The organism is Microvirga subterranea, assembly GCF_003350535.1.
Taxonomy (GTDB): domain Bacteria; phylum Pseudomonadota; class Alphaproteobacteria; order Rhizobiales; family Beijerinckiaceae; genus Microvirga; species Microvirga subterranea.
The window spans coordinates 187,579-201,494 of record NZ_QQBB01000002.1; the positions used below are offsets into that span (position 1 = coordinate 187,579).

General features: G+C 60.9%; 11 protein-coding genes. 3 read left to right on the plus strand and 8 right to left on the minus strand.

Translation table 11 applies throughout. The features are described from left to right. Window positions 1–4: 4 nt before the first annotated feature. A complete protein-coding gene (locus tag DES45_RS05605; protein WP_114769010.1) occupies window positions 5–283 on the minus strand; it encodes a helix-turn-helix domain-containing protein in 279 nt (92 codons plus the stop codon). A 294-nt stretch (window positions 284–577) separates the two neighbouring features. Between DES45_RS05605 and DES45_RS05610 the strand changes: the two genes are divergently transcribed. Beyond that, window positions 578–2,854 carry a CDC48 family AAA ATPase gene (locus tag DES45_RS05610; RefSeq protein WP_114769011.1) on the plus strand — a complete coding sequence of 759 codons (2,277 nt, stop codon included), beginning with the start codon at window positions 578–580 and terminating at the stop codon, window positions 2,852–2,854. 65 nt (window positions 2,855–2,919) lie between these two features. Here the strand turns inward: DES45_RS05610 and DES45_RS24725 are convergent, their stop codons facing one another. The 6 genes from DES45_RS24725 to DES45_RS05635 all read right to left on the minus strand — a co-directional run bounded on the left by DES45_RS24725 (window position 2,920) and on the right by DES45_RS05635 (window position 10,139). Continuing rightward, the gene (locus DES45_RS24725) at window positions 2,920–3,213 is read right to left on the minus strand and encodes a hypothetical protein (RefSeq protein WP_147282351.1); all 294 of its coding nucleotides are present in this window, start codon (window positions 3,211–3,213) and stop codon (window positions 2,920–2,922) included. A 59-nt stretch (window positions 3,214–3,272) separates the two neighbouring features. After that, window positions 3,273–3,767: a hypothetical protein gene (locus tag DES45_RS05615; RefSeq protein WP_114769012.1), complete on the minus strand. Its 495-nt coding sequence runs from the start codon at window positions 3,765–3,767 to the stop codon at window positions 3,273–3,275. A gap of 64 nt (window positions 3,768–3,831) precedes the next feature. Next, window positions 3,832–5,028, minus strand: a complete 1,197-nt coding sequence (locus DES45_RS05620) for a gluzincin family metallopeptidase (protein WP_114769445.1) — start codon at window positions 5,026–5,028, stop codon at window positions 3,832–3,834. A gap of 76 nt (window positions 5,029–5,104) precedes the next feature. Next, window positions 5,105–5,863 (minus strand): TfuA-like protein, encoded by a 759-nt coding sequence (locus DES45_RS05625; protein ID WP_114769013.1) that lies wholly within the window; start codon window positions 5,861–5,863, stop codon window positions 5,105–5,107. Then, window positions 5,860–7,074, minus strand: coding sequence for a YcaO-like family protein (locus tag DES45_RS05630; protein ID WP_114769014.1), 1,215 nt, complete (start codon window positions 7,072–7,074; stop codon window positions 5,860–5,862). The genes DES45_RS05625 and DES45_RS05630 overlap by 4 nt, the downstream gene beginning before the upstream one ends. Next, entirely contained in the window at window positions 7,071–10,139 is a 3,069-nt protein-coding gene (locus tag DES45_RS05635; protein ID WP_114769015.1) for an ATP-binding protein, read from the minus strand. The genes DES45_RS05630 and DES45_RS05635 overlap by 4 nt, the downstream gene beginning before the upstream one ends. A 447-nt stretch (window positions 10,140–10,586) precedes the next feature. Here DES45_RS05635 and DES45_RS05640 point away from each other — a divergent pair, with 447 nt between their 5' ends. Next, window positions 10,587–11,840: a polysaccharide biosynthesis/export family protein gene (locus tag DES45_RS05640; protein WP_170151402.1), complete on the plus strand. Its 1,254-nt coding sequence runs from the start codon at window positions 10,587–10,589 to the stop codon at window positions 11,838–11,840. Between the two features lie 129 nt (window positions 11,841–11,969). After that, window positions 11,970–13,016 carry an alpha/beta hydrolase gene (locus tag DES45_RS05645; RefSeq protein WP_114769017.1) on the plus strand — a complete coding sequence of 349 codons (1,047 nt, stop codon included), beginning with the start codon at window positions 11,970–11,972 and terminating at the stop codon, window positions 13,014–13,016. 507 nt (window positions 13,017–13,523) lie between these two features. On the opposite strand, the gene DES45_RS05650 is transcribed toward DES45_RS05645, so the two are convergent. Continuing rightward, entirely contained in the window at window positions 13,524–13,826 is a 303-nt protein-coding gene (locus tag DES45_RS05650) for a hypothetical protein (protein ID WP_114769018.1), read from the minus strand. Window positions 13,827–13,916: the final 90 nt, after the last annotated feature.

Consider the following 13,916-nt stretch of genomic DNA (forward strand, 5'->3'; position numbering starts at 1 on the left):
AGCTTCAGCGCGTCTCACGAGGTGGGGTCGGATGTGTAGGCTGCTTGTACCGGACCCCCCGCCCACCGCCGCTGCTGGCAGCATTCTCTCCGATCAACTCGATCCCTGCGCGCTCGAAGGCCTCAACGACCTTTGTCAAAGTGTCGACGACACCTCTGACATTCCCCTCGCTGGCTTCCATCCGCTGAATCGTCGGCAGGGAGACGCTCGACATTTCCGCGAGTTGGCGTTGATCAATGCCAAGCAGGGCGCGTCCGGCCCGCATCTGAGCTGCTGTAATCATGTCGCGCTCTCACATGTGCGAATAATTGCTGAACATATATAGTAATGTTTTAAACATGGATAGGGCTGTTTTAAGCATCGATAGTGCGACTTCATGATGCAGATAGTGCTGGGGTTAGCCTTTGGGTTCTTGCTGAGGGAGGTCCCCATCCGAGCCGTCTGCAACAAATCAATGCACGTGGCGTTTGTCCCTCATCCCTGCCGGTGAGATGTCGCGCCTATGGGGTTCTCCGGCGACAAGGGTCCTTGCATGAGCCGGTCGACGATCGGCTTCTGAGATCACAGGAATGAAGCAATGGCAGACGACGGGCAGGTCCTGCGCCTACAGGTGGCGAATGCACGACCAGGAGACTCGGGGCGTGGCGTCGCACGGATGAGCCGCAAATCGCTGAGCGAGCTGGGGCTTCAAGAAGGCCAGGCGGTCGAAATCATCGGAAAGCGGCATACTACAGCGATTGCAGTTGCGCCGTATCCAGAGGATGAAGGCCTGAACATCATCCGACTTGACGGCCTGCAGCGCGTCAATGCCGGCGTGGGGAGCGGCGATCACGTCGAGGTCAAGCAGGCCGAGGTGCGGCCGGCAACCCGCGTGGTGCTCGCGCCGGCCCAGAAGAACATGCGTCTGCAGGGATCTGGCGAGGCGCTCAAGCGCACCTTCTATCAGCGTCCGCTCACGGCCGGTGACGTGATCTCGACCTCCGTGCACTCGCCCCGCGCGGTCGATCCACGGCTTCCCGAGGAGATGCGGGGCCTCTTGAACATTCCAGCCTATGGCCTGCAGGAGATCCGGCTGGTCGTAGTCTCGACCCAGCCTCGTGGCATCGTCCAGGTAACGGCCGAGACCGAGGTCGAGCTTCGCCCGCAGTTTGAAGAGCCGAAGGAGGCAAGGCGCGCCGACGTGACCTATGACGACATCGGCGGCCTCGGAAACACGGTCGATCAGGTGCGGGAAATGGTCGAGCTTCCGCTCCGCCATCCCGAGCTTTTCCAGCGACTCGGCATCGACCCACCCAAGGGCGTCCTGCTCTATGGGCCTCCTGGAACCGGCAAAACGCTGCTCGCGCGCGCTGTCGCCAACGAGACGGAAGCGCAGTTTTTCCATATCGCCGGCCCCGAGATCATGGGAAGCCATTACGGCGAGTCCGAGCAGCGCCTCAGGCAGGTGTTCCAGGAGGCGCAGCAGAACGCGCCAGCGATCATCTTCATCGACGAGATCGACAGCATTGCGCCAAAGCGTGAAGAGGTGACCGGCGAGGTCGAGCGGCGCATCGTTGCTCAACTCCTCACCCTCATGGATGGGCTGGAGCCGCGTCAGAATATCGTCGTCATCGGCGCGACGAACAGACGTGAGGCCATCGACGAGGCTCTGCGTCGTCCCGGACGCTTCGACCGGGAGATCGTCATCGGAGTGCCGGATGAGCCGGGACGCCGGGAGGTCCTGGCAATCCATACCCGCGGCATGCCCATTGCAGAAGATGTAAACCTGGACGACATCGCGCGGACGACATACGGCTTCGTCGGGGCAGATCTCTCGGCGCTGGCTCGCGAAGCGGCGATGGACTCCCTGCGCCGCATTCTGCCGAACATCAACCTCAAGGATGGCATCCCGACGGAGGTGCTGGAGAACCTCCAGGTCACCCGGCAGGATTTTCTCAATGCCATGAAGCGGGTTCAACCCTCCGCCCTACGTGAGATCATGATCCAGGTGCCGAACGTGACCTGGGATGATATCGGCGGCGTCGAGGAGGCAAGAACGCGGCTGCGCGAGGGGGTCGAGCTTCCCCTCAAAAGCCCGGAGTCGTTCCGTCGGATCGGAATCCGTCCCGCAAAAGGGTTCCTCCTTTTCGGGCCGCCCGGGACCGGCAAGACGCTGCTCGCCAAGGCGGTGGCCCGGGAGGCGCAGGCGAACTTCGTAGCGACGAAATCATCCGATCTTTTGTCGAAGTGGTATGGCGAGTCCGAGCAGCAGGTCTCACGTCTCTTCGCCCGCGCTCGGCAGGTGGCTCCGACAGTCATCTTTATCGATGAAATCGATTCCCTTGCACCCGTGCGCGGCGGAGGACTCGGCGAACCGGCGGTGACCGAGCGTGTCGTCAACACGATCCTCGCCGAGATGGACGGGCTTGAGGAACTTCAGGGTGTGGTCGTGATGGCGGCAACCAACCGCCCCAACCTCGTCGACCCGGCACTGCTGCGACCCGGGCGTTTCGATGAGCTGATTTATGTGGGCGTCCCGGACGCAGCCGGTCGCCGGCACATCCTTGGTATCCACACCAAGGACATGCCTCTCGCGGAGGACGTTGATCTCGACATGATCGCCGAGCGGACGAGCAGGTTCACCGGGGCTGACCTGGAGGACCTGACGCGCCGGGCTGGTCTTCTCGCATTGCGACAGTCCCTCGAGGCGCAGTCGGTCACCATGGAGCATTTCGAGCAGGCGCTGCGCGAGACAAGGCCCTCCGTGACGCCCGAGATGGAGCGGGAATACGAGGACATGGTTCGGACGCTGAAGCAGGAGGGGCCCCAGCGCCAGCCGATCGGCTTCCTGCCGTTCAGGCAGGCGGCGGAGTAATAGAGTCGATCCACAAGCATATGGCTTGGCGGGCTAGGAGGCCACGTCCGGACAGGGGCGGGGCCTCAAGCAGTCACGAAAAGAGTGTAGGCGATTTGAGCAAGATCGCTTGCATTCTGGATGTTGTATGTCACGGCTACCTGGGTGTTGCCAGTCGCCGGCTCCGAAGACACTTGCTTGACGACACACGACTTCCCGGCAGCTGGTATCGGGATCAACTGCACGAGATGCCCTGAAAATGGGTAGCCAATGTCGATCGTGAATGAGCCGGACGAGAATGGGCCACCAAAATAGCCTCGATGAATGACGAGCCGCGAATCCACTCCCAGCGTAGCATCTGCCACGTCGGTGGGTGTCACGGCTGGCATCTTTGACGGTTTTGTGCTCATGGCATCGCCCGCCGTAAGGCGGGTCCTCCTTAAGAACCTGCTCCTGTTAGCCTGCCGCCTCGATGCGCCAACATCATCTCGGATGCATAGGTGTTCGGTGGCCGACGACCCGGCAGGTTCGCTTCAAGTACAAGAGAACGGAACGTATCGATCTGGGCCGTCAGCTCCATGACCTCCTTGTCGGCCGGAACGCGCCACATTTGGTATTGCGGTGAGATGTTGAAGCCGCATCCTTGCGCCTGCTCCATCGGAGGGATTTCATTGCTGCTGAAAGTGAGCACGCGCGGACGATCGAAACGGTAGCAATGACCTTGATAGGCATAGCCGTATGCCGCCACGATTTGGAAGTCTGTGCCAGGCGGAACGGATTTGGGAGATAACGCAACACGCCAGTTCGACTTGAACAGCATCTCGCCCTGGGCCTTGCCCGTAGCGCCGTCTCTGAGGTTGACGCCGTATATGATGATCTCATCCGGTGCGAAAACCTTGCCTCCGGGATCTGGGGTGCAGTCACAGTCCGACATCTTCGTTGAGCCTCCTGGTTTATGTCAGTTGCACATCATGCGCGTTGCATGAGGGATGCCTCATTCACGAAAATCCACGCCAAGCGAAATTATCCGCGATGCGGTCAGCATAACGCCGCCCGAGACCGGCGGTGGCGGCCGTGATGATGGCCTCCATCGCGTCCTCCAATGTGAAGCGATCCGGATTGAGGTGGCGCCACGATTGCATGAGGCTTTGGCCGACGATATCGCGCGCATCCGCGAGAGCCGCCTTCACGGCATAGTGGCGCAGTTCGTAGTCACGACCTGAGACCTGAAGTTCCCGTTCGAGTTCGTCTCGAGTCATCTCCATCCGAATATAGGCAAAATCCCGCGGATCGATCCGCGTCAGCCCGCGCTCGAACAGGATGACTTGGTAGATTTCGATCAGCGTATCGAACAACGCGCCTGCAAAGGGCTTTGAGCGATCGTGAACCTCGTTGCCCACGTCCTGCACACGCAGGGAATTGCTGAAACGTCTGACCTGCTTCTCGTCGCTGAGTTCGGCGAAGCGATCAAGCTCGTTGGTGATCAGGAGATTGCCCCTCGTACGACGTAGAATGCGGTCGAGAGCCGTATCGAAGTGGAGAAGGCCGATGAGCGATATGAAGTCTGCGGCTGCCTCGTGGTAGATCAGAAAGTCTTCACTTGGGCCGGATGCACGAGGGAGGCCAAGCGCTCCGAACAGCACAAGATGGCCGACCTCATGTGCGATCACATCGAAGTTCAGTGCGAAGGGGAAAGGCTTCTCGCCGAAATCATCCTCGCCCAGCTCGAGAAAGCCGAAGCCCGATTGTGCATTGTCCCACAATAGATGCGGAACGATCTCGAGCCGCTCATAATAGGGCTGGAAGAACCAAGGCTGCGCAGAGCCGATGTAGCCCTCGCAGACGTCCAGCACCCGGTGCACGCAGGCAAAGGCGTGAGCCGCCATGAAAGGGCGTGTCCCGGGCGTGAGATGATCGAAATGCCCATCCGGCCCAGGTTCGGCCGGCGAATGGCACAATCCGTCGTAAGGCGGAAGAAAAGGCGCCTGATAGGGTTGCTTGGTCAGGATGGGATCCCGCACATAGGCACGGTCGCTCGCAGGTCCGGCCGCAATCTCGCCGGGCGCGATCGGCAGCCAAACAAGCTCCGGCCGCTCATAGCCCGGGACAAAGGGGGGTTGAGGATAGACAAGGAAGCGCGTGCCGAGGCTCGCTGCCTCGTTGCTGCGTGACGGCCGCTCCGCGAGAGCATCCATGCCGAGCATTCCCATGCGATTCCGCTGGGGAAATGTCCCATATCGTCAAGTTGAAGTCGATGGAGTATAGTCTATCCTAAAGTATATTTTCAGAGAATAATCCGGCAGCATCGAGATCGGCAGCCCAGGCCTCTGTCATACGGAATGGAGCGGTCCTAACCGGTGGTGTCGTCGAACGCTGCGCTGCAACATGGTGCAGAAGGCCGATCGCATCATCCCGCTTCTGTCGAACGGCATGACGGTCAACCCAAGTTTCCAAGAGATGGATTACAGCCGCCTCGTCATTCGGCAGCAGTTTTCGCGCATTATCGAACAGGGCTGCGTAGGTTCGATCGATGAAGTGCATATCCCGAGCTATGGCTTCGAGCCGTCTCCTTAGCGCCAACGATATGATCCCGTATCTCACGGCCCGCCGAAGGTTCAGGCGGATATCGATCAGTGCTTCGCTCATTGCTTGGGATCCGAGTTCGGCAGGCATCATAGCGACCGCTACCTCGTCGTCATCCGCAAGAGGCGTTGCCCGGTACCAGCGATAGATGAGTCCATGCCCCTTCATTCCGATGGCATGCAGCTCGGCGGCCCGCAGAGCTCCCATGCTGGCGGCCCCGTACACGCGGATTCCTCGGTCGAGCGCCCAGAGGATCTCCTTGTGTCGGACGGCTGGAGCTTTCGCGAAGACGCCGTCGATGAGCACGATGCAATCTGCCTTGAGCAACGTGACGGCGCGCACGACGTCCCCCTGCGCGGCAGGCGGCTGGTAGTTCGCATCGAGAATGCGAGAGGCCTCCTCCTGGCCCAGGGACGGTCCGAGAAACACGACGATCCGGTTCGTCATTGCCGGCTCCTCGGATCGAGCCGCAGGGGAGGAGCCACGAGGCGGACCACATGAACCTCGCTCTCTTGATCGCTCAGGAGCGGAACGATCACGGCTGCACCCGCGCCGGCCCTACGCAAAGCATGGAGAACCCGCGGCAGCCGATTGACTTGGGAAGCATCAGGTTGAGGCCCGCCCGTGGGAAACACACGGAGCCGCCAGGGCGCTGAAAGCTGTTCACGCCATTCCGCGAGGTGTGATCGGTCATGAATGGCTGGATAATGATGGCGCGTAAGGTCCTCTCGTGCGCCCGAGATCGCGGTGGCTCGCGCCTGGCACGCCTCGAGAATGGCCTTGGCGGCCGCGTCCTCGTGCGTCCAGCTGCATCCGAAGCCTTCGCTCGGCAAGGGTACGAGTTCGTTGGGCGGGCCACGCTCCATGAGATGGCACCAGAAGACCGGCAGGTCGTGAACGGCGGGCGCCTGCCAGAGGCCGCAGAGGAGGCCGGCGTTGCTCACGGCATCGATCAGCGTTCCACAGGCCTCGCTGTGTCCATCCGGGAGGCTGGTCTGATTTAGGTCGAAGAAATTCGGGATCCTTCGCGCCTTTGCGATAGCGTCACGCTCCAGCACCTCCAGCCCGGCCTGAATGATCGCCTGCAGCATGGTCCGCCCCGCGCCGAGTCCAGTGGTCGTTCGGGGGAACATCACGGGATGCGAAGACGGGAACGTATAGACGGTGTCGACAAGTGCCGAAGGCACAAGGGCAGGCTCATCGTTGAAGAGGTTCCAGCCCTCGATCCATGGTATAGGGAGCTGAGCCCAATCTTTTGGAGCCTCGTTGACGAGGCAGGAGGCATAAAGTTCTCGCGTGGCCGTACCCAGGCTCTCGGCGGTGGCCAGTGTGAGCCGCTCGCAAGGGATGTTTTCGCCAGCCCAGCTCTCGATGGCCTCCATCATGGCGGAGGCGGTCGCCTCGGGCCAAGAGAGGCCCTTGCCCTGGCTCACTGCATTGGAGAGTGAAAGAGGCCGCACCACTTGGACGATAGGTACGCCGACGTGATCCAATCGCGTGATCGAGCCGATCCGGGTAATGCCGATGTCCCGTCTTCGGCCCACCAGCTTTCGGAGCCAGGTTTCCGAGGCGTCGTCGGAGGTGTTCTTGCGCCACAGGTCGACTTGCTTCAGGCTGCCCGGCACCGATGATGCAGGCGGTGCAAGACCCGATCTCATTGACGATCTTGACTCTCGAAGCGCGTACGATCCGCACGGGCCCTAGCCGCAAGAGCAGCGGCACCCTGGTCTTCCGCCAGCGATATGGACCGGTCGAGGTCCTGCAAGGACAAGGTCTCGTTCGGCTGGTGAGCTTGCAGCGTAACAGCGCGAAGCCGGTATAGCTCCGGAAGCCATACGAGATTGCCCGCCCGCTCGGCCTCTGCAATCGCGCTGGTGAGGATCGACAACCCTTTGTCGGGCTGCTGCGACTTGACGAGAAGCTCGGCCCACAGGCTGCAATAGACCGGCATGTCCTCGTCCGTGCCGATGGCGCGATGAGCCTTCACGCCCTCCTCAAACTCAAGCAACCCGGCCTTGAGATCTCCAAGTATTGCCTGTGCCCAACCCGCAAAGATCCGGCTCTTGGCGCGTACTTCCGGCAAGTCGTGTTCGTCCGCAAGCGCCCTCATTCTTTGTGCGAGATAGGACACCTTGGATGCATCGTGCTGATAGCTTGCCAGAAGGATCGCATTGTCCAGCGCGTGACAGAGGCTCCCAGGATGATCCGTGGCTTCGGCCCAGGCCATTGCTTGGCTCATGCTTTCGATGGCACCCTCGTTGTCGCCCATGAGCCAGAGAAGTTGCGCCCGCTCGCCCAGGCCGCAGACATTCGCATCATGGCCGCCGTATCGTGCACGGCTGAGGCGGCCGCGGTCGGAATCATAGAGGGTGAGGCCCTTGTTGATGCAGTCCAGGCACAGGTGGTGCTGTCCGGCGTGGAAATTCGCCGCCCAGGCGCAATGCAGGGCTTGCAGTCTGATCTCAGGGTCATTGGCTTTGTCGAGATCGCTGATCAGAACCTCTGCCCGGCTCCGCTTTGTCTGCCGGTCTGGTGAAGTGTACCACCATCCCCAGTAGAGGGGAAACCACCGCTCACGGTCTTCGACCCCACGACGGCGGCAGATCGCGACGCCCTGGTCGTAGACGGCACGCGCTTCCGGGGAGCCTTTTCCGAACAGGGCGATGGCAATCGGACCTCTTGCGGCCAGGAGTTGAAGCGAAAGTTCGTCGACGTCCGGGCCCGCTTCGCAATGTGACAGGTCCTCCTCTGCACGGGCGAGCAACTGATCCGCTTCGCGAATAGCCGATCGAAGGGCATAGTCCTCGGCAGCCTTCACGGCATAGCGTGCTCCCTCGATCCATCGTCCCGCCTGCTCGCAATGCCAGGCTGTGACCTCGTCGGGAGGTGGCGCAACATCGCCATCCAGCACGAGGTCGACCAGTCGGTCGTGCATGCGCCGACGATCGACGCGCAGGAGACTGTCGTACGCCGCTTCCTGGATCAATGCATGCCGGAAGCGGAAGACCTCGACATCGTCCGTCTCCTGACGCTGGACGATCCTGGCGTGGATCAGCTGCGCCAATGCATCGTCGAGGAAAGCCGCTTCGTCTTCGCCATCAGCGAGTCTCTTGAGGAGATTTCCGGAGAATTCCCGCCCAATGACACTTGCAACCTGCGCAATCCGGCGTGCCGGCCCGAGAGCCGCGAGTCTTGCCGATACCAGATCCTGAAGGGTCACGATGCTACCTTCGTGCAGCACCTTGCTCCAATCTCTGATCGTCGAGGCCGTGCCTCCGAACCGTTCCTTGAAGAGCGTGCCCAGTTCCTCCGCAAAGAGCGGAATACCGTCGCTCCTGTCATGGATGAAGGATGCCAAGCCTGGGGGGAGAGGCTGCTCCCAGATTGCCTCAAGAAGCTTTGGCGTATGCGACGCTTCCAGGTGGGGCAATGTAATGGTAAGACTGTTGCTGTGATCGGCACCGCGGAGGACGGTATCGTCTCGGGAGGTCAAAACGGCGAGGATCGGGAGGTGTCGAATCCGATCTGCAAGCTGATCGATCAGCTCCAGCGTCAGCGTGTCGGCCCAATGAACGTCTTCAACGAGCGCCAATTGCGGCTTGTGCCGCGACCATCCTTTTAGAACATCGATAATTGCATCGAGCGCTGATTGCCGAAGTTCGTCCGCCGTGCGTTCAATAGGCTCGACCTCACCCGTCGGCAAGGCGGAGCCGCCGGATTGGAACGCAAGAATGTTTGCCGCGTCCTCACCGAGCGCCACTCCGTCATGGAGCAGGGAATCAAGGATTTCCTCTTTCGTGAGACCGGTTGATTCTGGCCTGTCACGACGGATTTGGTGCCGAAGCATGTCGAGAAAGGGATGAAGGGGGCGGCCGTTGCCCCGCGAAAGGCACTGGAAGATGCGTACCTCCGCCTCCGAGGGCGTCAGTCCCTGACGCAGTTCGGCAACCAAACGCGACTTGCCGATCCCGGCTTCGCCGACGAGAAGGATGACCTGGCCATGGCCCTCCTGTGCCTTGAGCAATCGATCTCGACAGAGCGCCAGTTCTTCTTCGCGCCCGACGAGGGGGGCGAGCATTCGACCCGACGTCGAGAACCGATCTATCGGGTCTCGACGGGCAATGGGCTTCCAGAGGCGCACAGGTTCCACCAGGCCCTTCAAGCGTCTCTCGCCAAGAGGCTCGAAGTCGAAGGCCCCGTGCGTCAGGCGATAAGTCGTGTCCGAGACTGCAACGCTGTTCGGTTCTGCCTCCGACTGGATGCGCGCCGCCAGAGCTGGCGTGATCCCGATCACCTCCTTCGTCAGCGGCAGGTCCGCCCCGCTCAGGTCCGAGATCACCACAGTGCCGGTTGCGATTCCTACGCGGACCCGCAACGGAGTTCCTTGAACGATGCTTTCCCCAGCGGCCCTACACCGGGCGACCAATTCCAGCGCCGCCGAGACGGCGGACTCGGCCGCATCTTCCAATGATACGGGAAAACCGAAATAAGCCGATCCGCCATCACCGTGCAGGCTTTCGAGGTAGCCGCCATTGCCACGAATGGCCGCGGCTGCTTCGCCATGGATCCGGCGCTGAAGAATACCGAAGTCTTCAGGATCGAGCGTCTGCAGAATCTCCGTCGATCCCACGATATCGTAGAAGAACGCCGTCACCTGGCGGCGCTCACCCGTGATTGCATCAACGGTCTGTTTTGACAGCTTCGCTCCAGCGGGCTTCGCCATTAACCCCACCCCGGCTTCTACGAGGGCCTTACACTAATGGGAAAAGAAGAGTTGTGCGATGCGACATCAAACAGATCGACTGAAATCTTGTGCCTTTCGGGAATTAGTATTGTGATAACGTTTTAAATCTTTTGGTTCGCTTCCGTGCTGAGACGCTGGGCACTGATGCCCGTGCGGCAGCATCGTGGAAACCACTCATAGGAGGTACTTTGGTCGGTGGCCCGAAGGTGTCCGGAATTGCCGCCACGACGAGGGGGCCAACGCTTACTCTACACATTCGAATCCGGAGCCGGCTCGTCCGAAACTTGATCCGCTCATGGGGGCATTCATTGTCCTGCATGTCGTCGCATTTGCAGGACTGCATCAGCCGAAGGGATAGCTGCTATGACCCGCGCCCTCCGTTCTCGCACTCGCTCGCTCACGTGCGCGGTTCTCCTCGGTTGGACCATGTTGCAGTGCATCGGGCGTTCAGACGCCGCTGACGGGGCGAGCCCGCAGCAGCTTGCGCCAGGGGATCGGGTTCAGGTCATCGTTTTCCAGCAGCCCGAAATTTCAGGCGATTTCATCGTCGATGGGGCGGGCGCGGTCACGATTCCTCTCATCGGGGCCATCGCCGTCCAGGATCTGACATTAGGCGAGGCGGAGAAGCGCATCACGCAGCGGCTTGCGGAGGGGTTCATCGATCGGCCTGTCGTGAGCCTCAAGATCAACGAACAACGTCCCGTCTACGTCCTAGGAGATGTGAGGTCACCCGGCAGCTACCCCTATCGCTATGGCGCATCGGTCCTGAGCGCCGTTGCTCTCGCGGGAGGAATTGGGATGCAGGAGCAGGCGGTCGCCGGCAACCGATCGGAGTTCCTTCAGGCGGACGAGCGCCTGCAAGTTGCCCAAGCGACGCATCGCGCCCTTTTCATCCGCCGGCTCCGCCTGGAAGCCCAGCGGCTCGGTTCAGCAAAGTTCGATCTGCCGCGTGATACGACCTACTCACGGGATGATCCGGATGTGGCGCGCATCTTCAAGGAGGAGCAGGACCTTCTGGCAGTCCAGCGGGCTGGACATGAGCAGACCCTACGTCTGCTTCGGGATCAGAAGCCGCGTCTCGAAGCGGAGATTGCCGGTGTTCGTGCGCAGGCGGAGGCCGAGCAGACGCAGCTCGAGCTCCTTCAGGAGCATATCGCCGACTACAACAAGCTCGTCACCACCGGATTGGCACGACGTTATGCCATGATCGAATTGCAGCGGGAGGAGGCGCGCCACAAGGGAAATCTCGCTCGCTTCGCTGCCGACATTGCAAGGCTCGAAAACAGCATCGGTGAGATCGGCGTCCGGATGCAGGAGGCGGAAAACGAGTACATGCGCCGGGCCATGACGGAATTGCAGGAGACCCGTTCGCGCCTTCAGGAACTCGACATCACGATTCCGGTTGCTCAGGAGTTGCGTGAAACCCGCTTCCAGCAAAGCCGTGCCGCCCTTATGGGCATGGTAGACGCAAGTTACGCCGTTGCCATCCTGCGCACCCGGAGCGGCAAGGAAGAGGTCGTCCGAGCCGAGATGTCGACCCGCCTACTGCCGGGCGATATCGTTGAGGTGCGCCGCAATGGCACTCCGGGCTCGCCGTCTCCGACGATGTCCCTGATCAGCGGCGTGGCGATGCAGGCGAACTCGGGTCAGGATGCGTCGAAGGCCGAGCCTCTCGACTAAGAACTGGCGATGGCCTCTTAGACCTTCTGCCTGATCACTCTGGGTCGCCCATCAGGCTATTCTGCTAGTTATCCCCTGCGCATCGTCCCTCTAGGGTTCGTCGGGAGGATGTCTGATGGAGCCATGTAAATGAATGATGACGCTGCCGCCGCCAGGTCCTCGGCGACGCCTGTCGATCAACGGACCGATGGTCCGGGCATATCCCATATCGATCCATTGGATCCGGCTGCCCGCTACTTTCAGCTCCTCGCCAAGATGCGGACACCCATGACATTGAGGGACATCATGATTCAGCCGGTGCGGCATGGCTACATCAGCCACAGCATCGAGCCCGCCGACCTTCCTCCCAGTGCCTCCCAGCTTTATCCGGAGATCGAGGTTTCGGACATCTACGTCCCTTCAGCCGCAGGACCCATTCGCTGCCAGGTATATAGACCTCGATCCGACGAGCCCCTGCCGATGATGCTGTACGCCCATGGTGGCGGCTTTACGGTCGGCAGTTCGGAGGACACCGCCTACATCACGAGCCGCCTCGCATCCGACAACAGAATGGTGGTGGTGAGCGTCAACTATCGCCTCGCACCGGAGTGGCCATTCCCGGCAGGCCTCGACGATTGTGCTGCGGTCTTCGGCTGGCTGCGGCAGAACGGACGCGACGTCGGTGGAGACCCCTCATGGATCGCTGTCGGCGGTGACTCGGCCGGTGGCAACATGGCGGCCGCCCTGCCGATCAAGATCAGAGACGAGGGAGATCATCCGCCCGAGGCGGCGGTTCTCATGTGCCCGATCACGAGCTTCTTCGTGGAGGAGCACGAATCCTTCGAGCGCCTTGCACCGCTCGGCATCATCTACGACACCGCCTTCGTTGGGTATATCCGTGGTGCCTATGCGGTGCATTACCGAAACTGGTCACACCCGCATGTCAGTCCCGCGCTGGCGGATCTACGAGGATACCCACCGACGATCGTCGTGTCGGGAACTGCGGACCCGATCGTCGACGACAATCTCGCCTTCGTCAGGAAGTTGCGGGACAGCGGCAATGGGGAGGTCGTCTCGTTCGTGCGCGAACGGATGCCGCACGGCTATTACTTCTTTCCCGGACTGCTGAAGGAAGGGGACGAGGCCTTCGACGCCATTGCCGAATTTCTGAAGAGCAAAACTCCACGGAAGGGTTGAACCTCATTCCACGGGCACGCATTCGATCCGAATGCTTCGATCCAGGACCGCGGAACTTTCGAGGTAACCGTGTAGCCTTCCGCTCACGTGTCCTCTTGAGCTTTCGGGCATGATACGTTTACGCATCCTTCCGACATCGATCGCGTCAGGTGCTCTGGCTGCTACATCCTCGCTGTCCGTGGAGCGCACGCCGTCCATTGCTCCAACATCGGACGACGTTCGAGCAGGTCTCTTCAGCCGGCGGGATCAAAAGCACCGACGCCGGGAGGCCACCAACGTCCGAGCACTGCGGAGCATCTGCGAGGCCGGCTGCCGGGGCGAACTGCCGCGACATACACAGCCGGCCGGTCCCTTCGCCCAGCTTCCAAGCTGGGACGATCCGCTCGGTGAAGAAACACAGGTGCCCGACGAGTGAGAGGTCGGCAGCCTCCGCATCGGTTGGATTGGGGAGCAAGCCGAGACGCTTGAGTGAGGTCGCACAAGCAAAGCTCGTCTCAAGCACCCTCCTCAATGCAGCGTACCGTCCTCATCAAGCCAGCCGAAACGCTCCTTGAACGCCGCCAAATGGCCGAAGCTCAAGGTGGCGGCATTCGGCAGATCGGTTTCAGCCACCACGTCGAAGCCTCTGAACAAGGAGAGGTGGCCCTCGTCCAGGAGGCTTAGATAGACTTCTGATCCCCCGGTTGTCGCAATGGGGGTCGATATCATTAGCATGTCGAAAGGCAGGCCGAGACTCGACGACAATTGGTTATATTGCTGCTTCACCAGCGCCCATTCAATGTTGCTGGCACTTTTCCTGGCCCAGATCATGACGACCTCTGTCAGTCAGTCGTTTCTCCAGGCTTTATTCATAACGCGTCGGCCGCGGAATGCGCTGTTTCAGAGGGAGTACTTCACGAG

What these genes read in the sequence shown, in the direction of transcription:
- DES45_RS05605 (WP_114769010.1), bottom strand. Translation starts at nt 283, where the DNA reads ATGATTACAGCAGCTCAGATGCGGGCCGGACGCGCCCTGCTTGGCATT.
- DES45_RS05610 (WP_114769011.1), top strand. Translation starts at nt 578, where the DNA reads ATGGCAGACGACGGGCAGGTCCTGCGCCTACAGGTGGCGAATGCACGA.
- DES45_RS05615 (WP_114769012.1), bottom strand. Translation starts at nt 3,767, where the DNA reads ATGTCGGACTGTGACTGCACCCCAGATCCCGGAGGCAAGGTTTTCGCA.
- DES45_RS05620 (WP_114769445.1), bottom strand. Translation starts at nt 5,028, where the DNA reads ATGGATGCTCTCGCGGAGCGGCCGTCACGCAGCAACGAGGCAGCGAGC.
- DES45_RS05625 (WP_114769013.1), bottom strand. Translation starts at nt 5,863, where the DNA reads ATGACGAACCGGATCGTCGTGTTTCTCGGACCGTCCCTGGGCCAGGAG.
- DES45_RS05630 (WP_114769014.1), bottom strand. Translation starts at nt 7,074, where the DNA reads ATGAGATCGGGTCTTGCACCGCCTGCATCATCGGTGCCGGGCAGCCTG.
- DES45_RS05635 (WP_114769015.1), bottom strand. Translation starts at nt 10,139, where the DNA reads ATGGCGAAGCCCGCTGGAGCGAAGCTGTCAAAACAGACCGTTGATGCA.
- DES45_RS05640 (WP_170151402.1), top strand. Translation starts at nt 10,587, where the DNA reads ATGTTGCAGTGCATCGGGCGTTCAGACGCCGCTGACGGGGCGAGCCCG.
- DES45_RS05645 (WP_114769017.1), top strand. Translation starts at nt 11,970, where the DNA reads ATGAATGATGACGCTGCCGCCGCCAGGTCCTCGGCGACGCCTGTCGAT.
- DES45_RS05650 (WP_114769018.1), bottom strand. Translation starts at nt 13,826, where the DNA reads ATGATCTGGGCCAGGAAAAGTGCCAGCAACATTGAATGGGCGCTGGTG.